The sequence below is a fragment of the Bacteroides ihuae genome (assembly GCF_900104585.1).
In the GTDB taxonomy this organism is placed as follows: domain Bacteria; phylum Bacteroidota; class Bacteroidia; order Bacteroidales; family Bacteroidaceae; genus Bacteroides; species Bacteroides ihuae.
The window spans coordinates 177,590-197,453 of the sequence record NZ_FNVX01000004.1 but is presented as its reverse complement, the minus strand read 5'-3'; the positions used below and the strand labels follow the sequence as shown (position 1 = coordinate 197,453).

Annotated in this window: 16 protein-coding genes; 4 read left to right on the top strand and 12 right to left on the bottom strand. The window is 40.8% G+C overall.

Features of this window, described 5'->3' with window-relative positions; translation table 11 throughout:
- Positions 1-5: 5 nt before the first annotated feature.
- Positions 6-869: a glycoside hydrolase family 25 protein gene (locus BQ5338_RS01630; protein WP_071145086.1), complete on the top strand. Its 864-nt coding sequence runs from the start codon at positions 6-8 to the stop codon at positions 867-869.
- A gap of 174 nt (positions 870-1,043) precedes the next feature.
- On the opposite strand, the gene prmA is transcribed toward BQ5338_RS01630, so the two are convergent.
- Complete coding sequence (prmA, locus tag BQ5338_RS01625) at positions 1,044-1,889, bottom strand: 50S ribosomal protein L11 methyltransferase (RefSeq protein ID WP_071145085.1); 846 nt, start codon at positions 1,887-1,889, stop codon at positions 1,044-1,046.
- A 211-nt stretch (positions 1,890-2,100) separates the two neighbouring features.
- On the opposite strand from prmA, the gene BQ5338_RS01620 reads away from it, so the two are divergent.
- The 3 genes from BQ5338_RS01620 to BQ5338_RS01610 all read left to right on the top strand — a co-directional run bounded on the left by BQ5338_RS01620 (position 2,101) and on the right by BQ5338_RS01610 (position 5,873).
- Positions 2,101-3,417, top strand: a complete 1,317-nt coding sequence (locus BQ5338_RS01620; RefSeq protein WP_071145084.1) for a hypothetical protein — start codon at positions 2,101-2,103, stop codon at positions 3,415-3,417.
- A 58-nt stretch (positions 3,418-3,475) separates the two neighbouring features.
- Entirely contained in the window at positions 3,476-5,068 is a 1,593-nt protein-coding gene (locus tag BQ5338_RS01615) for an OmpP1/FadL family transporter (protein ID WP_071145821.1), read from the top strand.
- A 187-nt stretch (positions 5,069-5,255) separates the two neighbouring features.
- Complete coding sequence (locus tag BQ5338_RS01610) at positions 5,256-5,873, top strand: RNA polymerase sigma factor (protein ID WP_071145083.1); 618 nt, start codon at positions 5,256-5,258, stop codon at positions 5,871-5,873.
- On the opposite strand, the gene BQ5338_RS01605 is transcribed toward BQ5338_RS01610, so the two are convergent.
- The 11 genes from BQ5338_RS01605 to BQ5338_RS01560 all read right to left on the bottom strand — a co-directional run bounded on the left by BQ5338_RS01605 (position 5,818) and on the right by BQ5338_RS01560 (position 19,832).
- Positions 5,818-7,848 (bottom strand): kojibiose hydrolase, encoded by a 2,031-nt coding sequence (locus tag BQ5338_RS01605; RefSeq protein ID WP_071145082.1) that lies wholly within the window; start codon positions 7,846-7,848, stop codon positions 5,818-5,820. The genes BQ5338_RS01610 and BQ5338_RS01605 overlap by 56 nt on opposite strands.
- A 5-nt stretch (positions 7,849-7,853) precedes the next feature.
- Entirely contained in the window at positions 7,854-9,554 is a 1,701-nt protein-coding gene (locus BQ5338_RS01600) for an alpha-amylase family glycosyl hydrolase (protein WP_071145081.1), read from the bottom strand.
- Between the two features lie 148 nt (positions 9,555-9,702).
- Complete coding sequence (locus BQ5338_RS01595) at positions 9,703-11,262, bottom strand: RagB/SusD family nutrient uptake outer membrane protein (protein WP_071145820.1); 1,560 nt, start codon at positions 11,260-11,262, stop codon at positions 9,703-9,705.
- Between the two features lie 20 nt (positions 11,263-11,282).
- The gene (locus tag BQ5338_RS01590; RefSeq protein ID WP_071145080.1) at positions 11,283-14,585 is read right to left on the bottom strand and encodes a TonB-dependent receptor; all 3,303 of its coding nucleotides are present in this window, start codon (positions 14,583-14,585) and stop codon (positions 11,283-11,285) included.
- A gap of 112 nt (positions 14,586-14,697) precedes the next feature.
- Positions 14,698-15,783, bottom strand: a complete 1,086-nt coding sequence (locus BQ5338_RS01585) for a FecR family protein (RefSeq protein ID WP_071145079.1) — start codon at positions 15,781-15,783, stop codon at positions 14,698-14,700.
- A gap of 117 nt (positions 15,784-15,900) precedes the next feature.
- Entirely contained in the window at positions 15,901-16,791 is an 891-nt protein-coding gene (locus tag BQ5338_RS01580) for an SPL family radical SAM protein (protein ID WP_139265148.1), read from the bottom strand.
- 66 nt (positions 16,792-16,857) lie between these two features.
- Complete coding sequence (locus BQ5338_RS16775; RefSeq protein WP_159431300.1) at positions 16,858-17,016, bottom strand: hypothetical protein; 159 nt, start codon at positions 17,014-17,016, stop codon at positions 16,858-16,860.
- Between the two features lie 451 nt (positions 17,017-17,467).
- Positions 17,468-17,935 carry a nucleoside deaminase gene (locus BQ5338_RS01575; protein WP_071145077.1) on the bottom strand — a complete coding sequence of 156 codons (468 nt, stop codon included), beginning with the start codon at positions 17,933-17,935 and terminating at the stop codon, positions 17,468-17,470.
- 96 nt (positions 17,936-18,031) lie between these two features.
- Positions 18,032-18,913, bottom strand: a complete 882-nt coding sequence (locus tag BQ5338_RS01570; protein ID WP_071145819.1) for an outer membrane beta-barrel protein — start codon at positions 18,911-18,913, stop codon at positions 18,032-18,034.
- 24 nt (positions 18,914-18,937) lie between these two features.
- On the bottom strand, positions 18,938-19,384 hold the full coding sequence (locus tag BQ5338_RS01565; protein ID WP_071145076.1) for a DUF6108 family protein: 447 nt from the start codon (positions 19,382-19,384) through the stop codon (positions 18,938-18,940).
- Between the two features lie 28 nt (positions 19,385-19,412).
- Positions 19,413-19,832 carry a hypothetical protein gene (locus BQ5338_RS01560; protein WP_071145075.1) on the bottom strand — a complete coding sequence of 140 codons (420 nt, stop codon included), beginning with the start codon at positions 19,830-19,832 and terminating at the stop codon, positions 19,413-19,415.
- Between the last annotated feature and the right edge of the window lie 32 nt (positions 19,833-19,864).

The window sequence follows — 19,864 nt, the reverse complement described above, 5'->3', positions numbered from 1 at the left end:
TTAATATGACCGGACCAACAGCGACACTACGCAGACGTGCACCCCAAAAGAAGGTGGTTGCTAAGCCTCGTTCTACCAATAAACGTAGGCGGAAGAAGAGCACTCGTACCATGCCGGTGTGGTTTCGTAATTTACTTGCTATTGTGGTTGTATTCGTCTTTTCTGCCGGTTTTTACTACTATTTTATTCGTCCATACGCCTATAGATGGAAGCCGTGTCATACCCGAAAAGAATATGGAGTATGCATACCTTGCTGTTACGATGTGCACGGCATTGATGTGTCGCATTATCAAGGACGAATTGACTGGGCAAAACTAATCCTTACCGATCAAACAGATTTCCCGATACAATTTATCTTCATGAAAGCTACCGAAGGAAGTGCGTTGGCGGATGACACTTTTGAACAGAATTTTACCCTTGCCCGTAAGTATGGCTTTATTCGTGGAGCTTACCACTTCTTTTCTCCCAAAGCAGATGCGCTGAAGCAAGCCAATTTCTTCATCCGAACGGTGAAGCTTCGATCGGGAGATTTACCTCCGGTGCTTGATGTGGAATTGACCGGTAGAAAAAACAAGAAAGAGTTGCAAGAAAGTCTTAAGATTTGGCTTAATCGAGTAGAAGCACATTATGGAGTAAAACCCATTCTTTATACTTCTTATAAGTTTAAAATCAAATATTTGGATGATCCTTCATTTGATGTTTATCCTTATTGGATTGCTCACTACTATGTAGATTCTGTTGCTTATAAAGGTAAATGGGACTTTTGGCAGCATACCGATGTGGGCACAGTTAAGGGGATAAAACAAGGGGTTGACCTGAATGTATTCAATGGTTCAATAGAGGATCTCAGGGCACTCGCCATTCAATGATCGAAAGTCGTAAATTACAACAAAGAACCTTCTCTTTATTCATCTTATAACTTCAGCGTGGTGAATTAACTAGATCACCGCGGTGAAGTAGTTAATTCACCACGCTGATCTAGTTAGTTCACCAAACCCCTCTCAGGAGGCTTGTAGCCAATGGTTATGAATTATGACAAAAGTCTAAGCAAATAGAAATTTCACAGCGGCCCAATTATTCTTATCTTTGCTTTCAATGAACTGTAGCCCCAGTCTTTCAGCCTCTTTTCTGATCAGAGGAATATCTTCAGTATAAAAGCCACTCATATAGAGTTCGCCTTGTCTTTTCAGGCAACCAACGTAAGCTTCCATATCGTTGAGTAGTATATTTCGGTTGATATTTGCAATGATGACATCAAACGGTTTTCTGTTTTTTAGTGCTGATGCATCTCCCAATTCTACAGTAATGTCCGCTACGCCATTTAGCGCAATGTTTTCCTCTGAATTATTCACGCACCATGAGTCGATGTCGATAGCAGTAATGGGATGTGCGCCACGCATACGTGCCAAAATGGCCAAGATGGAAGTACCACATCCCATGTCGAGCAATGACTTGCCATTCAAATCACCATCGAGCAACTCACTAATGATGAGGCTTGTTGTCTCGTGATGCCCCGTTCCGAAGGCCATTTGAGGATTGATAAGAATGTCATATTCCGCTTGTGGAACATCTTTATGAAAAGTGCTATGAATCACACATCTCTCTCCAATCACTATTGGCTGAAAGAAGTTTTTTTCCCATTCTTCATTCCAATTCTTATCTTCGGCTTCCTGCCAGGAGTAGGTGATGCGAACGTTTTCTATCGGAAAATAAGCAATGGCCTCTTTTACCTTTTTTTCGTCGAAGATGCCTTGTTGGATGTAAGCTGTTAGCCCACCTTCGGATTCTATAAAACTTTCGAATCCCGCTTCGCCCAACATGGCTGATAATACATCGTTTACTGTTTCGGTACATGGATCTGTATGGAAGATAAATTCTAAATACTTCATTGAGAGAATTTTATTAATCGTTAATAAACAAGCTTATGGACCTTGCTGTTATTATTTGAATAAAGAGGATAGCTTGCCATCAATCACAAAGATAGAGTATTTAGGGAAATCCCTATAACTAATTGGGGAAAATCTCTCTGTTATGGTACATTCCTTGTTTATCTTTGTAACGTGAAGAAATAGAATTAGTAACTATATAAACCGTGAGATTATGAAAAAGATTGTTTTTCTATTGCTAATTGCCTTGTGCCTACCATTGGCTATGATGGCACAAAGCTATGACGACCTTTATTACACCCCCAAGAAGGATGATAAAGCGGCTCAGGAAGAAAAAACTTCTTCAGTACAGAAAAAGAAAGGAGTTAATACTACTACTCGTGTTTACACAACTCCGGGTACCACTGTGGTGGTTCAGGATCGTAAAGGAAATGCGCGTGATATAGATGAATATAATCGTCGCTACGACTCTTCTGATAATGACTTTGTAGTGAATGATGATACTTTGTATGTGAAGGAAAAGGCTCAATCCGATTTGGATGGCGAATGGGTGAGTGGTTTCAATGGCTCAGGTGATGATTATGAATATGCCGAACGCATTATCCGTTTCCGCAATCCTCGCTATGCAATATCAATCAGCAGTCCACTTTATTGGGATATTGTTTATGGTACCAATTCATGGGACTGGAATGTATATACCGATGGCATGTATGCTTACGCATTCCCTACATACACCAACAGGCTTTGGTGGGATTGGCGATATAATTCCTTCGGATATGGATATGGTTGGGGGTATCCTTCTTATTACGGAGGATGGAATTCCGGCTACTGGGGTGGTTATTATGGCAGCTCTTGGGGCTACGGTGGCTCATGGGGTTACGGTGGCTACGGTTCCTATCCCGGATACTGGAATGGAGGTGGTCATTGGGCTAATAATAATCGCAACGTCTATTATAACAATCGACGTGCTGTATATGCCAATGATAGAGGAAATAGCGGTGTTTCTGCTAGCAGTCGTCGCAGTAGCTATAGTAGGGATTCTCAACCCCGTGATGCTAGAGTTTACCAGTCAGGCACATCTCGTAGAGTAATTGGAACTCGTGAAACAGGTGAACGTCCGGGAGTGACTAGTCGTACAGATGCATCTTCATCGCGGAGAACAATTTATACTCGACCTAGTAGCACTCGTAGCCGTATTACTTACGACGAAGTTGGTAGTGGTGGTAATAGTAGGACTAATAGTTCTCGCAGATCTTCTTCGTCGACATATTCACCCGTACGCAGTAATTCTGAAGGTAGTGTAAGAAGCTCCTCTTACTCGCGTGGGAGTTCTTCTTCTAGTCCGACTCGTACTTATTCTTCAGGTGAGAGTAGTAGACGCTCTTCTTATAATAGCGGTTCTTCTTCTTCCAGGAGTTATTCGCCGAGTAGTAGCAGTTCTTCTCGTTCGAGTAGTAGTAGTTCTTCTAGTAGTTCATCTCGTTCGAGTGGAAGTAGCTCATCTTCAAGTGGTGGCAGTCGTAGAAGATAAGATGTAGTTGGGAAAAGTTTAAATATTCTCTATTTTAAATTGATAAATGTTCGAAATCATGAAAAGGATAAAACTAATAATAGCCGCAGTATGTGCCTTAGGAGGAGCTTCTGCCTTAAATGCTCAAACGTTGTATGATGCTAACCGACTTATGGGAAGTGATTTGAATGGAACTGCCCGTTTTGTTGGTATGGGTGGTGCAATGGGAGCTCTGGGTGGCGATATCTCAACAATGGGCACCAATCCTGCAGGTATTGGTATCTATAGAAGTAATGATGCAATGATGTCTTTTGGTTTTAATAATACAAATGCCAAATCAGTCTCAAGTCAGAGTACAAAGGAAATCAATAAAATTCATGGCTCATTTGATAATGCAGGGTTTGTGATCACGAATAAGATTAGTAATAACGGTGGGTTGAGATTTGTTAATTTTGGCTTTAACTATCATAAGCTGAAATCATTTGATAAAGATATGACGATGAATGATAGTTACAAGATGTCGCAAACGAACTTATTTGCCTCTACTGTAAATGACAATTCGAAGTTCTTGGCACCGGATATTTTGATAGGTAAAAATGCTTATTTTCAATCAGATGTGCCATGGTTGGGAGCTTTAGCTTACGAAGCTAATTTGATTATCCCTAACTCTTCAAATGAGTATGATCCGTATTTTGAAAGCAGCAGGCACACAGTGAATGGTCAATATCATTCCAAAGAAAGGGGAGGACTAAATGCTTATGATTTTAATGTTGCGTTCAATTTATATGATCGGTTCTATCTGGGTGCTACACTAACTGCCTATAGCATTGACTATACCCGTAATACTTCTTATTCAGAAACCTTTATGGCCAATAATGAAGATGATGGGAATTACACATTGAGAAACAATTATAAATTGGATGGGTCAGGGGTTGATTTTAAATTAGGCTTTATTGCTCGACCATTCGACGAATCTCCTTTGCGTATAGGAATGGCAATACATACTCCAATATTCTATTCGTTAGAAGAAAATGGCATGGCTTATCTTGACTATGATACTTACAGCAAAGAACAAGATAAATTTATTTCCGGAACAGCATATACTCAAAATGAGTATGGAGATGAAATGGAAGGAAGAACAAAATATGAGCTGACTACTCCTTGGAAATATAATTTGAGTTTAGGCTATACCATTGGTAAATCGGTAGCTTTGGGTGCAGAATATGAATATAGCGATTACTCTACAGCTAAACTGAAATATGATGACGGAGTAAAGATGGCATCTGAGACAAATGGCATAAAGGCAGGCTTAAAAGGGGTGCATACAATGCGTCTGGGAGCTGAATTTAAGTTCATTCCTGAATTTGCATTTCGCTTAGGCTATAACTATATTACTTCATCAATGTATAGCGATACGTTTAAGCCGTTGGCATTGAATAGTATACGCACGGATACCGAATTTTCAAATATAAAAGCAATCAATAATTATACGATAGGTGTTGGATATCGTGGGCAAGTATTTTATACTGATTTAGCTTACCAATACAATACTTATAAGGAAGATTTTTATCCATTTTATAACAATTCTACTGATGGTATTGTGGCTCCTAATGCAACTAAAGTAACAAATACAAAGAGTCAGGTTTTATTAACCTTAGGCATGAGATTCTAAAACAGATAGTTTCCGTAGATAATTTTTGTGTGTCTAAAACCTCGGAGTGCGTAACGGCCTTCGGGGTTTTTTATTCCAAATGTTCTTGTTAGTGTTGGATGTTCGGGAAATAATACTCATTTTTGTAAAACCTATTATGATAATAAGGTTAAGGTAATAGATATCTAGGTCGTCTTATGATTAATTCATGAATACAGGTAGTAATCCGCTCTCTGCAGAAAGAACTCTTTGGCAAGATTTTCTGGCCGGAGATAGGGATGCGTTTGCCCGGCTTTTTCATTTGTATTCGGATGCAATGTACGCTTACGGAAAGAAAATCACCGCTGATAGGGAATTGGTGAAGGATACTATTCAGGATGTATTTGTAAAGTTACATCAAAATCGTGCTAACCTGAGTGATACGGATTATGTGAAAGGCTATCTTTTTATGGCAATGAAGCGTGCACTTATTAATAAGTTGCAAACAAGAATGTTGCTGTCGCTAGATAATAAAGAAGAGGATGTGCACTTTGAAATTGAACTCTTGGCGCAACCCCTTTCTGATGATGAGGACGACTCTGATTATAGTGATGAACAACGGCAGCAATTAGCGTTGGCATTGAAAGAACTTACGCCTCGTCAACGTGAGGCTGTTTACCTCTACTATATTCAGGAAGTCCCGCTGAGTGAACTCCCTGCGCTGCTGGGCATGAACTATCAATCTACTCGAAACTTATTGCATCGTGCACTTCTTAAACTTCGTCAATCAGTTACTTCTTCTGAATTAGGAATTTCTCTCGTTTTGCTCCAATACCTTTCAAAGTAAGTTTTTTCCAATGAGGTGGGAGAGTCGATTTTATTTGCGTTACACCGTTGTCTGTGATCTCTAGTCCTCCGAATCCCATCATAATACTTTGAAGCACACCACCCGCACCTGTCACGAAATAAGGGTTTGTACCACCTTTCGTTTCAGCTATCACCCGAAAAGGCGGATTAAGGTTCGGTAAGTAAGCATCCTGAAAGAAATGCCAGGCTTTCTCTGCATTTCCCAGACGGGCATAGAGCAGCGAGAAAATGGCCTGAGTCATGGCAGGGGTATCTTTTTCGGGAACACGTACTTCATAAAAAGCTAGATCTTTCTTTATCTGTGCCGGATTGGATATTAGTCCCAAGGGGTAAGCCAACAGATTTGCATCAGCCTGCTTTATTTTCTCACCTTTGTAAGTGCTATACTCTTGGGTCACTCCATCTGCAAATTGATGAATGATCAGTTTGGATGCAACTTTTTCCCATTGGGTGTTGAGTGGTTGTTTCAGTATACGTGCTGCTTGTGCGGCTGCCATTAAGTTGACTTTCGCTACTCCGTTAGTATAAGCATCATCGTCTACATTCTCTGCCCATTCGTCTGCAGCCACTACATTGCGAATGTGATAAGTACCTTCTTTATCTGCTTCTGCTCTACTTAGCCAAAAGTTAGCGGTAGATTCTAAAATAGGAAAACCTTTCTTTTCAAGCCAGTTACGATCTTGTGTTACCCGATAATAATTCCATGCTGCAAGAGCCACGCAGCCAGATATGTGGTGCTCAAAGGTTCCGGATAAAGCCCATACAGGAGTCTCTTCAAACCCACTATCCGAACTTTCCCATGAATACATAGCTCCTTTATACCCATGTTCAAAGGCATTTTGCTTAGCTGCTTCCAAACGATTAAAACGATAATTAATCAATGATTCGGCCAGTGTAGGTTGCAGCATCAACAAGGCGGGAAAAATCCATGTATCGGCATCCCAGAAGATGTGTCCATTGTAACCTAAACCTGATAGCCCCATTGGGGAGATAGAGAGTGCTGATCCTTCGCGTACGAAAGAATATAGATGATAGATCATGCTGTGGATATCTTGTTGAGACTGTGCGTCACCCTCAATTTCAATGTCGCTTTGCCATAGCTCGTCCCACTGTTGGGTATGCCGCTCAATCAGTCTTTCGTAACCTTCGAGGTAGGCAAAGATTGTCAGTCGTTCTGCTTCATTCATCGGGTCAGGATGATGTGCCGAAGTGATTGTAGAACCAACAACACAGAATCTGTATGTTTCACCACTTTTCAATTGCTTAGAGAAACGCATGTTGTGGTTATTATTGTTTGGCGTGCTATGCATCACTCGCGGTTCATCATCTGCTGATTCCGAGAATATGAATGCAGATGAGGCACATATTTTTAGCTTCCCTGTAGGACTTTCTGCCTGCGTTGATAATAACTTAATCGATGCATGTTGACGATTTATTTCGTTGTAATACATCTGATTGTTACGAAAGGCATCCGGTGTCTCTTGTATGTTTGCTACCCCGATAGTGATGTCTGTACGAGGAGTGATTTCCACGACCAACATGGCGCAGTAGGGTAGTTGGCGTAGCGCAAGGTAGGAGTAGGTAACCTCTGCCTTATCTTCAAAACTAAATGAAGAGCGCTGCATGGCCTGCTTCATGTCCAACTCCTGCGTAAAGTTGCTGATATTCTCTCTACGAATCGTTTTGCCATTGATAGAAAGTGAAGTATTGAGCATATTAAATCCGTTTAAGAAATTGCTAACTCTTCCCCGTCCATACTTATCGTAACTACCTGCCAGCACTACATTGCTTGTGCGTAGTGGTTCCGGTGAGGAAACAAGACCAAGCATTCCATTGGCCACAGTCACTCCGTAGTAATTATCAGAGTTTATATCAGTCACTTTTATCTTCCACGGATCTTGCGCGTGGATTCCGATTGCGATAAGAGAAAATAAACAAAGGATGTACTTTTTCATGGTGGTTATTGTATTTTATAAATGCCTATGGATAAAGGAGGAACACTTAGTCGAAGCTTTTTTCCTTTCAGTTTGATCTTCAGTTCAATGTTGCCGCCTGTTGTTAATAGAGGAGTCAGCTTGCGGAAAGAACGGGTGTAGCTTCTTTCCGTTTTGACAGTTCTACCCGAAGGATTGATGCATATTAATATGCGCTCAGAGTCTTGTTTACGTTCATATACCAGAGGATATTTGTCGTTCCCTTCTTGCCAGAACTGTATCTCTCCACGACAAGCCAGGGCGGGGTGTTCTTTGCGGAGTTCCAGTAAGCAGCGTACATAATTAAGTAGGGATTGCGGATCTTTTTCTTGTTGTTCCACATTGGGTCGATTAGCACAAGTGTCAATCGGAAGATAATATTGCTTTATGGATGCAGTGGAGAAACCGGCTCCGGGAGAAGAATCCCACTGCATAGGAGTACGTGAACCTGCACGATTGCCTTTGGATAGCATGCTCCCTTCCTTGTTGGGCAAGCCGTCGATAAACTTCATTCCTATCTCATCACCGTAATAGATTAATGGTACTCCCGGCAAGGTCAGGAAGAAAGCAAGTGAAGCCTTTAGTTGTTCCGGCGTATTACGCGGTCCACAGTTTGCCCGCTGAAAATCGTGATTAGCGGTTGGTATGCAGATGTGCCCTTTATTGCCTATCACATTAAGACAATCGTAAAGGTTGTTGATAAATGGATCTGGATTGCCTGCTCCTTTGAGGTCGAAGTAACAGGTATCTCGTCGGGAAGTACCAACTTGATTGAACATCATGCGATCATAACCCGTGTTGCCAAAATGAATGATAAAGTCCATCATAAAGCCAACTTTTATTGCCTTTTGTGGATTTCCCCATTCGGCGAGTAAGATTCCGTCAGGGTAGAGGCTTTGAAAATGTTGGCGTACCTCGTGCCATAGTTTTGTAGTTCCTACTAATTGAGGATCATTCTTGACCAATGAGCCGGCCATGTCTACTCTGAAGCCGTCGCATCCCATTTGCATCCAATAATCCATGATGTGCATTAACTCCTGACGCATGGCTGTGGGTCCCGGGGCTGTAATCGGCTCCTCCCAAGGATGTGCAGGGTCGGGTTCTCCGTAGCCATAGTTCAGAGCCGGTTGGCAGTCGAAGTAGTTTTTTCTGTATGTTCCGTTGCGCTCAAACTTGCCGGCAACGAATTTCTCCGGCCGGATGGTCGAATCGTTTGTCCATATATACCGATCGCTATATGGATTATGTTCTTTGCGTTGAGAGTACTTGAACCAAAGAGATTGATCTGAGCTGTGTCCTGCCACAAGATCGAGTACAACTCTCATGTTTCGTTGATGAGCTTCTTCAAATAATTTGCGTAAGTCATCGTTGGTTCCGTAGCGGGGAGCTACACGATAAAAATCAATCACATCATAACCGGCATCCATAAAAGCCGAATGAAAACAGGGGTTTAGCCATACAGTGTTGCAACCTAGCGATTTGACATAATCCAGCCGATTGATGATTCCTTGTATGTCTCCAATGCCGTCGCCGTTGGTGTCTTGAAAGCTTTGTGGGTAAATCTGATAAAACACTGCTTTCTCTATCCATGGAGGTAGGATGAAGTCTACTTCTTGTGCTCGAAGAGAAGAGTGAGCATTGAGTGAAAGGAGAGAGACTATAATAAACTGTAGAAAGTATTTCTTCATGTTATTCGATCGATTTTGTCTTCACAACCCCAAAGGTTGTGAAAAAGATTTGAGACTACAAGGAAAGGCTGGTTAAAAAGGTCTTTTTTAAGCCAACCTTCCTTGACGTCTGCTCTCTTTTACTTAAACATAATTATAACTGAGTTTCTTATTCATATTCAGAATTTTGATCCAGGTTCGAGTTAGCTTCGCGAGCACTAATGGGAATAGGAAATAAAATCCTAGAGGTTTCTGAAGCAGGTTTTTCATATCGTGCTTCAGAGTAACGATTGAATCGTACCATGTCATTGCGACGTGAAGGTCCATCCCAATAGAATTCATATCCGCGTTCGTTATAGATCTTTTCCAAGTTGAGATCTTCTTTTTGGTATGTGGCAACGTTTCTTTTACTCCTTAATGTGTTGATATCTGCTAATGCTCCGTCAATATCTCCCGAACGGTATTTAGCTTCCGCCCTCATCAAGTAGATATCAGCCAGTCTATAGTATTGGAAATCATTTTCACTGTTGCTGCCATACGTTGACGTTGGATCCGGAGCATATTTAACGACACGTGCTCCTTGAGCTTCTGACGAATTCTGAATACTAAACTCGGGTGTGAAGATCAGTTTTGCTCCGGTTCGGGTCAATAGTTCTGCACCACTTGCTGAATATTGCTGCCCTACGAGAATACCCAAATTGAAACCTACCTGACTTTTCAGACGATTGTCTTGATAGCGAGGGTCGGTCGTATCCCACGTATTGAGGAATGTAGGTGTAGTGCAACAACCATTCCACATACTGAAATTTCCAAACTTTTGGTTGTAGTGCAGCGTGATGTTAAGCCATGGAATGCCTTTTAAGCCTACGCTATTGTTGAATATAATAGGCAAAATAGTTTCTGTCTGATCCGAATATGTCTCATTATAAGCTAAGTACAGCTTCCAAAAATCATCAGCCAGTGTATATTTTCCGGAGTTGATAATGCTATCGCATTGTGCACTCGCTTCTGCCCATTTGCTTTGTCCATCGCTGAAAGTAGGAGCTGTACCAGTATATACCTGATAGTTTAGATAAACTTTTGCCAAAAGAGTTTGGGCAGCAGCTTTGGTGATTCTTCCGTAAGGTACATCCCCTTTCTCTTTCAAAAGAGGAATAATCGTTTTTAATTCATCAACGATTCTGGTTAAAGCCTCTTCTCTGCTTAGTATTTTAGGTAAAACGGAATAATCAGTTTCGGTATATTCACGCATAGGGAAGTGACCGAAGCAATCCATCAAGTGATACATGCATAGTGCTCTGATAAATAGCGTTTCATTCACATAATTCTTTATCTCATCAGTTTGTTCCAACTTAGTAAGATATTGCAGAGCTACGTTACATTTTGTTATTCCCAGCATAAAGCTGTTCCATGTGTTCTTGATATAACCGTTTTTGCTGGTGTATTCATGCGTAAACAAGGTTCTGTAGTCAGCATTGTTCCAATCGGTTCCGCGTGTAGGGAAAGCGAGTTCGTCTGTTACACTCTCCAGCACCAACCATACACCACTTCGGCTTTGCAAATCCCTTAGATAAGCGTAAGCAGGAGCAACGATCATCTTTGCATTTTGACTATCAGAGATGACCTGCGAACTATCTTGTTCATTCAAAATCTCTTCTTTCAAGTCTGTACAGCCTATCATAAAAGTGCTGATAAGAGCCGTATATAGTATAATTGCTATCTTTTTCATACTCATTTCTTTATTAATTGTTAGAAGTCTACAGAGACACCAAAGCTATAACTACGCGCCATTGGGTAGTTGGTCCAACCGATACCTAGTGCCGGCACTCCGTTACTTGTTCTACTGGAGTTCACTTCAGGGTCATATCCTGAATAGCTTGTAATAACAAATAGGTTATTTCCGGTTAATGAGAAGCGTAAGTTGCTAATCCATTTTTTGTTTTTCAATGGCACTGTGTATCCCAGCGTGGCACTGCTCAATCTTAGGTATGATCCGTCTTCAATATAACGACTGGAATAATCGAGTACGTTATCAAACGATTCATTAGTCTTTGTGGCGTGAACGGTGGTGTTACTTCCCTTTGAAAACATGCTCAGGTTGTCTATCACATTAGCCAGATTGTTATAGATATCGTTTCCTACCACACTGTTGAAGTACAGGTTCAGGTCGAAGTTTTTCCAAGCTACTGTTGTGTTGAAATTCAGAGAAAAGTCCGGCTGTGCATTACCGATGCGTTTTTCAACCTTTCTTCCATCACTGTCCAGCTCATATAGACTTTTGCCGTTTTCGTCGAATCCAAGGAAGTTATATCCCCAAAATGTACCTATTGGGTAGCCACTTTTAATAATTTGTGATGAGAATCCGGTGATGCCAGGGCCGCTAGGATTTCCTGTGGTAATGGATGACATCGGTAGATTCTTTACTTCGTTTTTAATCGATGAGAAATTTACTCCTGCATTCCATCTCCAGTCTTTACTATCTATGATTACTCCATTTAGGCCTATTTCTATACCTTTATTTACGATCTTCATATCGGGCACGTTGCTCCATACTTGTGTTGTTGGTGCGGGAGCGATGGAATATACTTGCAAAAGCACATCTTTCGTGGTCTTAGAGAATAAATCAATTGTTCCACTCAGGCGATTTTTGAAGATAGCGAAATCCACGCCGACATTCGCTTGTTCTGTACGTTCCCACTTCAAATTAGGGTTGGGTGTTCTGGTTAGCGTGATACCTTGCACAACCGTTGTTCCACCATCAAGTATGGCGCCGTCAGTACTTCCCAACATAATCTGTGAAATCTTGTTGGGAATTTCCTGATTACCAGTGATACCCCAACTAAAACGTAACTTCAGGTTATCAAAGAAGTTCATTTTCTTGATGAACTGCTCTTCACTCATGCGCCATGCAAAGGCTGCAGAAGGGAAGAATCCATACTTGTTGTTGTCTCCAAATTTAGTAGAACCATCTACACGGAAGTTGGCCGTGAGCAAATACTTGTCCATTAAGTTGTAGTTTACACGTCCGAAGAAAGATTGCAACTCATTCACTGTGACGTCGGACAAACCCGTTATAGAGGTGTTATTTCCAAAAGATAAATCATACAAATAATCTATATTGTCAATGTCAAATCCATCTTCGGAGAAGCTGTACCAATAGTTGCGGAATCTTTGGTAAGAATGACCTGCCAGTAAGTTAAAATGGTGATCCTGTTTGATATCGAAGTTATACGTCAGATAATTTTCGATCAAATAATTGCCGGATTCCACATTGTTAATGTCTACAGTTCCTTTATCGGTCATGTAAATCAGCTCTTTATCCTGAGTCACCTTTCTGCTCGCTTTCGTCTGATCGAAAGCGACATTCATCTTATATTTCAGGTTCTTCCAGATATCCAGTGTCCCTGTAACGTTTGCCAGAACTCTGTCCGTTTGCGTATTATCGTTTGTCAGATTAATCATTGCTACAGGATTTCTTACATCCTTGCTCTTCTGATAATATGTTCCATCTTCGTTGTAAATAGGGTAGGTGGGGTTCACCTTCAAAGCCGTCAGTAGCAAGTCACCTTCGTATCCACCCGATTGGCCCAATGGTGCACGTTGATCTTTGGTACGGGTAGCCATTAAGCTTGCTTCAATAAGCAAACGATTGTTCAATGCCTTCTGACTAAGATAAAATCGTCCGGTATACTTTTTCATCCCGGTTCTCAGGATGATACCTTCTTGATCTTGATAGCCCAATGAAACACGATAATTGCTGCTTTTACTTCCACCGCTGATAGCTAAGTTGTGACTTTGCGACACTGCCGTGCGAAAGATCTCATCTTGCCAGTTTGTGTTCGCCTTGCCATCATCAATCGTTACTCCTTTTTCTGTGGCAAATGCCCTATACTGATCGGCTGAAAGCACCTCGTACTGACTGGGGAGTTCTGAAACACTGGCATAAGCTGAGTAAGATATTTTGCTTTGCCCTTCTACTCCCTTTTTCGTAGTAACCATAATTACTCCGTTGGCACCGCGAGCCCCATAAATAGCGGTAGCCGAAGCATCTTTTAAGATATCTATTGATTCAATGTCATCAGGATTTAAGAAATTCAGCGGATTCTTTTTCCCTGTGCTTCCTATGCCTGAAATACTGGCACCCGAAGGTTGCTGATCTTCTGATGCATCCAATGGCACACCATCTACCACATAGAGCGGATCTTGTCCCGAGCGAATAGAGTTGGAGCCACGAACACGTACGGTAACACCGCCACCAGGCTCACCACCGTTATTGGTAATATTTACACCAGCTACGCGTCCTTGGATGAGTTGTGAAGGAGATGTAACCAATCCGGTATTGAAATCTTTTGCCTTCACGCCCGATACAGAACCGGTAAGATCACTTTTCTTCATTGTTCCGTAACCTACAACTACTACTTCATTAAGCACTTCAGCATCACTTGCCATTTGCACCTTCATTTGTGCTTGTGCTTTTAGTTCCAAACGCTTGTAGCCGATATAAGAGAAAAGAAGCGATTTACCGGCAGGTACAGTCATGGAATATTTGCCTTCAGTATCTGTGATAGTGCCACTCGATTCTCCTTTTACTTGTACATTGACACCAATGAGAGGCTCCCCATTTTCATCAGAAACAACTCCAGACACAGTTGTTCTATTTGTGCTTTGGAGCTGTTTCTCAGTAGCCGGTATGATTAGTATTTGCCTGTCCGATACTTCGTATGTTAATGAAGTACCTTTTAGTAATAGCGACATCACCTCATTTATTGAAGTAGAAGTGATGTTTAAAGTTACTGTTTTGTTTAGCTTAACGCTTTCGCTATTATATACGAAGATAAATTTGCTCTGTTTCTCAATCAGAGTGAGTACTTCTCGTATTGGTTTATTGGTTACATTGATTATTATATCTCCGGTTTTCGTCACTGTTGCCGGATCTGTATTGGCGTATGTAGGTTGTACAGTTACACCTAGGAAAAACAAAATATAACTCGTAAGCATCAGCTTATTACAGAGAAATTTTGTATACTTGCAGAGATAATGTCTTTTATTCATTATTGATAGATTTTGGTTATTAAAACTTTTAGTATCAAAGTCTTGGGCTGGGAAATATTCGCACTATTTTCCAGCTTTTTTCTTTTGGTTCATATCTTTTCTATGTCATAGGCTAATGATCTTTAAGGTTCGTTTTTTCAATTTTTATCGTTTTTCGGTCATTCTCTATTTTGATAGGAGCTATCTTGGAGAGGTTCTCTAATATTTCATCCAGAGATACGCTGACATCAAGCTTTCCGGTAATGTGTATGCTTTGAAGTTCATTCCAGTTATAACTGAAACTTACATTGTAATATCCTTCAATGGTTTTAAGTACTTCGCCTAAAGATTGGTTTTGTATGATAAGAAGATTTTCTTTCCAACTAATCATTGGTACAACATCTACGTTACTAAACAATGATGCTCTCGATGTAGAACTGTTGTATATATATTTCTGGTTGGGAGATATTCTTACTGCTTTCCCTTCTTTGGGAGTTATCTGCACGGAACCTTTGACCAGCACTACCGACTGCTCTTGGCTGTGTGGGTAGGCTACCACCAAAAAATCTGTGCCAAGTACGCATATTTCCATCGTATTGGTTTGGGTGATGAATCGCTGATGCTCGTTGTGGCTGATCTGCATGTAAGCCTCACCCTCAAGCTTTACTTCTCGTTTTTTCTCAACAAATTGTAAAGGGAAGATTAGTTTGGATTGTGCTCGCAAGGTTATTTTTGATTTATCTGCGAGAATAACCTGCGCACGTTTTCCTTTAGGCACGGCCAGTTGCATGTAGGTTCCTTTTCCCGATGGAACGGATAATTTGAACGAAGCACCATTTGGCGAGCTAACTTCTACTTGGTTGGTAGAAGGCAAACAGTGAATTTCCACTTGTTCGCCCAACTCTATTTGTTGATTTTCTATATAAAGTTGGGTTGACTTTAACGTATCCACATTTACCAATTCGGAAAGGCGAGTGTACGGATTGCTTGTGAAAGGCGAATTGAATAGTAATATCCAACTGCCTATTGCCACTATAGCAATGGAAGCAGCAACATACCATGTAGAGCGTTGCATATATCGGGGAATATGCCGGGTACGTCGGTCAATGTTTGCCCACATCTTTTCCTTCTCTTTGCTACTTAGAATAGGTTCGCCTTCCTTAAGTATACGCTGAGATGTTTCTGAAAAAATGGCGGGTATTTCTTTCTCCTTTTCCATAGATGTGAATGTATTAAAACAGGTCCTTTATACCCTATACAAGGCTACCTCTTCTTTTGTACTCACCGGAGAAAGTTTTTTTTAGTTTATGGAAGAAAAATAAAGCTTTGAGTGTTTTTATTCGTCGAACAAAGTCTTTTCTTTATACATTTTCTCTTTTATAATACCGGAATAGGCGCCTGTTATTCCGTATTTATTTCGCAGACGATTCACTACGGCATATAGACCTTCTTTATATTCTTTGCCGGCTCCGCCCTTTTTGTATAATTGGTTGATCTTTTCAAATATATCAGGATATTCCATTCGAATAAAGTCGAGAAAATAAGGTCGTGTCTTTCCTCGTAGATAGAGAGTTCCCGGTAACGCGTAGTGCACACCGGAATCTTTTGCATGTGCAAAAAGTGATTCCAAATTCTCCTCCCCATCAGTTAGATACGGAATAATCGGCATCACATGCAGCCCAATAGAAGCATTTGTTTTTCGAAAAGTTTTAAGCATCTCGAAGCGTCGAGCGGAGGTACAGCCACCCGGTTCTATTTTCTCGCGTACAGCTTCATCCATTGTTGTGATGGTGGCTGCTACGTTGATGTAAGTAATGCGTGAAAGCTGATCAATCAGCTCATAGTCTCGTAAGATAAGATCCGATTTCGTCGAAATAATAGCAGGAGTTTTATACTTGATAAGGAGTTTCAGGATGTCCGGCATTAGTTGATATTGCGCTTCAGCCGGTTGATAGCTATCTGTTACCCCACCAATATTCACGATCTCCCGTTTCCACGACGATGCACGCAATTCTTTCTCGAGCCACTCTGCAACATTTGTTTTTGCATAGATATTGCCGAAATAATTCCCATCTTTCAGGTAGTCATGAGAGTACATGGCATAGCAGTATTTGCAACCATGTTCACATCCGCGATAGATATTCAAATCCCATCCGTAAGGAACTTTACGCTTAAGATTATTTAATGCGGAAGCACATTGCATGGGGATGTAATTGGGGGGTGTCATAGTTTTATCCAGTGCTTTTTCCATTATTCAGGATAGACCTAAATGTTGACAAATTGTTTCATAAGCTTAATCAACTAAATAGCCTTGCATAGGTTCGTTATCTCCCAATCTGTCCCTTGCTTCCCAAATATTTTCGAGCAGTTCCAGATCACCATGCATGTTGCAATCTTTGGTATCAGCATCTTCATTATTGTCTTTTTCCGACAACTCTATCAAGTCTGTCATAATTGTCCTATCAATCGTTCCATAATCTCACATTTTTAGCAAATATACAAGTTTTAGGAGTTACAACCTGTATTATTATGCTGATTTTGAGGGTTGCAACACTCATTTTTAATCCTTTTGTGTGGTGTGCAATACTCAAACAGCTAATAGAACAATCTCAACTTTTATTGAATACAGGCCATCATTTATAAGTTGGTTGGTGTTATAATGTAAATATTTAAGATCTGCCTCTACAGGCCTTCTGAGCAGGGTTTGCTGATCTAGTTAGTTCACCGCGGTGAATTAACTAGTTCAGCGTGGTTAACTAACTAGTTCACCACGCTGAACTTATATGATCTATAAAATTAGGCTTGTTTGTAATAACTTATGCCGAATAAGCCTTAAGCGAAGATCTCCCCAACAACTTACTATTAGTAAGGCATTGGGGAGATCTTGTTTTAGAAGTGATATCTTAATATTCTATCTTATCGTCTTTCTGTGCCCATGCTTCGAAAGCTTTGATGGCTTCGTCGGCAAGTAATACCTCAGAGGGTAGCTTTCTGTCTGTCGGTTTTAGTTCCAATTCGTCATAGATGAATGAATCGTCAAAACCAATGTTCTTGGCATCTGTCTTGTTATTGGCATAGTACATCTTGTCCAAGCGTGCCCAATAAATAGCACCCAAACACATGGGACAAGGTTCGCACGAGGTATATATTTCGTATCCACTTAAATCAAAAGTACTTAGTTGACTGGTTGCGGAGCGTATGGCACTTACTTCGGCATGCGCTGTGGGGTCGCACGATGCAGTAACGCGGTTCACTCCCGTGGCTATAATCTTTCCGTCTTTTGCTATCACTGCTCCAAAAGGACCGCCACCATTTTCAACATTTTCTTTGGAAAGCTCGATTGCCTTCCTCATCAATTCTTCTTTTGTCATTTGTTATTCGTCTTTTTACTACTTTGCGGCAAATGTACAAAATAAATCTTCGATTTGAAAAATGTTTTGTGTTTAAACGCAAGCTTTGATGTTGTTTTACCAGTGCCAAACTAATCCAAATGTTACCGGATGTAACTCAGGACCTTTGTCTTTTTGAAAGATGCTGAAGGTAGAGTAACGGAGATAAACACCCCAGTTGTTATAACCAGCCTGAGCTAGTAGATTGATGCCTACAGGGCGAACATTGAGGTTTTTATCCAATGTTCTTTCATGGCCGTCATACTTCACTTTAGACTTTATCCAACAGCGTATTTCAGCTTCACCTCCTAGAGATAGAAACAACGGGCTTCTGTTGTTAAGTCTGTTCTGCCACTCCAGCAATAGAGGAATGCGGAATGAATTGTAGCGAAGTCGGCTTTGACTATAGGTGACGTCAGTAGGAGCAGAAGCTAGAACGGTAGCTCCGTCTTCCCGTTGAAAAGCTTTGTTGCCGTCAATACGGAAAGAATTATAAGAGTAGCCCAAGCCGCTTACTAATCCCCAATGATGGTCGGGAGTAAGGGTGAGTGCACCTTGAAAGAGATTTAGACCTATTTCCCATGATTTGGAAGCTACGAGATCTATTCCATCTGCATTGTTTAGACTGAGCCCGTCGCCTAAGTTACCGTAACCAAAATACAGACCGGCGTAGTGTGGCTCAAAGCGACCCTTATACTTCTTTTTAGTGAAAGGTATGCTTAATATCATTCTTCGTTCGGTGCTTTGCCCATCCATGTACACACCTTCGAATATCTGATCGTTTTCAATGGTATCTCCATCCGAAGATTCTTCATAGAGTTTTACCTTTATTTTCCCTTCACGCTCTTTGATGGTTATTTTTCGGCTGCCTACAAAGAGAGTCGTATCTTTTACATTCATATCTTGTGCCATGGCTATTATAGGAGCCAATATTAGCAGGAGTAAGATGATTCTTTTCATAATGATCATGTTTTGTTTAGTATATTAATTCTTTTTCATAAATAATATAGTCACTAAATCGTCAGCATCGAGCTCTCCCTCGATGTAGATGAGAGTGGCCGCTTCATTTTTCCCTGATTTGAAAAGTATAAAGCGGTTTATATCTTCTTTTACCTGAGGTAGTTGGTAATATCCCGACTGTATCTCTCCACCTGAGATAACTTCTTTTACTTTCTTAGCTTTCTTCTTGTCGATTTCCAGACAATGTAAGATCAAGGGCATTGCTTCTGTTGCATCTTTGAAGCTAATACTTTTGTAGAGCGTCATCTCATAAGTCTCCAGCATCTCGTTAGATAATTCCACCATTGTCACCCCTTTATGCTTGCTGTATTTTTGAAATACAGAAGCTATTTGTAATCCTTGCTGTGCGTGCATGGTGGTAGCTGCGCCAAGCAATAGAATTATCAATGTTGTTCGAATGATTTTATTCATACTTCTTTCATTATTATAAAGTTTCTATTTATTCACTGAATAGGGTGGCAAATACATCATCTTTACTTAGGCTGACATCACGAAAAGCCGCTTGTGCTTGCTGATGGACTAAACTTGCATCGGTGTATTTTTTGCCATCAATAATGACATAGTTGCTCGATGTAGTGTCATATTGTTGATACAGACTTGCAATACCTATAGCTAAAAGAATGCCTGCAGCCATACCACTAAACGCATAAATTAGGCGTTGCCTGATGTTTCGAGTTTTACCTTCTGTGCGTGATTTTTTGTTTTGTTTCGCTTCTTCTTCGAAGTAAGCGAAAATAGGTCGATAGGCTCGCAAACCTTCAGGCACATCTTCACTCGTGAAGTAGCGACGTAGTTCACGCTCTTCTTCGCAAGTAGTTTCTCCTTCAAAATATTTGTTTACTAACTCTTCTATATTCATACTTCGTTTATTTTTTGTTGAATCATCTTTTG

Excerpts from the sequence above, each read along its gene's own strand:
- BQ5338_RS01630 (WP_071145086.1), top strand. The coding sequence starts at position 6 with ATGACCGGACCAACAGCGACACTACGCAGACGTGCACCCCAAAAGAAG.
- prmA (WP_071145085.1), bottom strand. The coding sequence starts at position 1,889 with ATGAAGTATTTAGAATTTATCTTCCATACAGATCCATGTACCGAAACA.
- BQ5338_RS01620 (WP_071145084.1), top strand. The coding sequence starts at position 2,101 with ATGAAAAAGATTGTTTTTCTATTGCTAATTGCCTTGTGCCTACCATTG.
- BQ5338_RS01605 (WP_071145082.1), bottom strand. The coding sequence starts at position 7,848 with ATGAAAAAGTACATCCTTTGTTTATTTTCTCTTATCGCAATCGGAATC.
- BQ5338_RS01610 (WP_071145083.1), top strand. The coding sequence starts at position 5,256 with ATGAATACAGGTAGTAATCCGCTCTCTGCAGAAAGAACTCTTTGGCAA.
- BQ5338_RS01600 (WP_071145081.1), bottom strand. The coding sequence starts at position 9,554 with ATGAAGAAATACTTTCTACAGTTTATTATAGTCTCTCTCCTTTCACTC.
- BQ5338_RS01585 (WP_071145079.1), bottom strand. The coding sequence starts at position 15,783 with ATGGAAAAGGAGAAAGAAATACCCGCCATTTTTTCAGAAACATCTCAG.
- BQ5338_RS01565 (WP_071145076.1), bottom strand. The coding sequence starts at position 19,384 with ATGAATAAAATCATTCGAACAACATTGATAATTCTATTGCTTGGCGCA.
- BQ5338_RS01560 (WP_071145075.1), bottom strand. The coding sequence starts at position 19,832 with ATGAATATAGAAGAGTTAGTAAACAAATATTTTGAAGGAGAAACTACT.
- BQ5338_RS01575 (WP_071145077.1), bottom strand. The coding sequence starts at position 17,935 with ATGACAAAAGAAGAATTGATGAGGAAGGCAATCGAGCTTTCCAAAGAA.
- BQ5338_RS01615 (WP_071145821.1), top strand. The coding sequence starts at position 3,476 with ATGAAAAGGATAAAACTAATAATAGCCGCAGTATGTGCCTTAGGAGGA.
- BQ5338_RS16775 (WP_159431300.1), bottom strand. The coding sequence starts at position 17,016 with ATGACAGACTTGATAGAGTTGTCGGAAAAAGACAATAATGAAGATGCT.
- BQ5338_RS01590 (WP_071145080.1), bottom strand. The coding sequence starts at position 14,585 with ATGAATAAAAGACATTATCTCTGCAAGTATACAAAATTTCTCTGTAAT.
- BQ5338_RS01580 (WP_139265148.1), bottom strand. The coding sequence starts at position 16,791 with ATGACACCCCCCAATTACATCCCCATGCAATGTGCTTCCGCATTAAAT.
- BQ5338_RS01570 (WP_071145819.1), bottom strand. The coding sequence starts at position 18,913 with ATGAAAAGAATCATCTTACTCCTGCTAATATTGGCTCCTATAATAGCC.
- BQ5338_RS01595 (WP_071145820.1), bottom strand. The coding sequence starts at position 11,262 with ATGAAAAAGATAGCAATTATACTATATACGGCTCTTATCAGCACTTTT.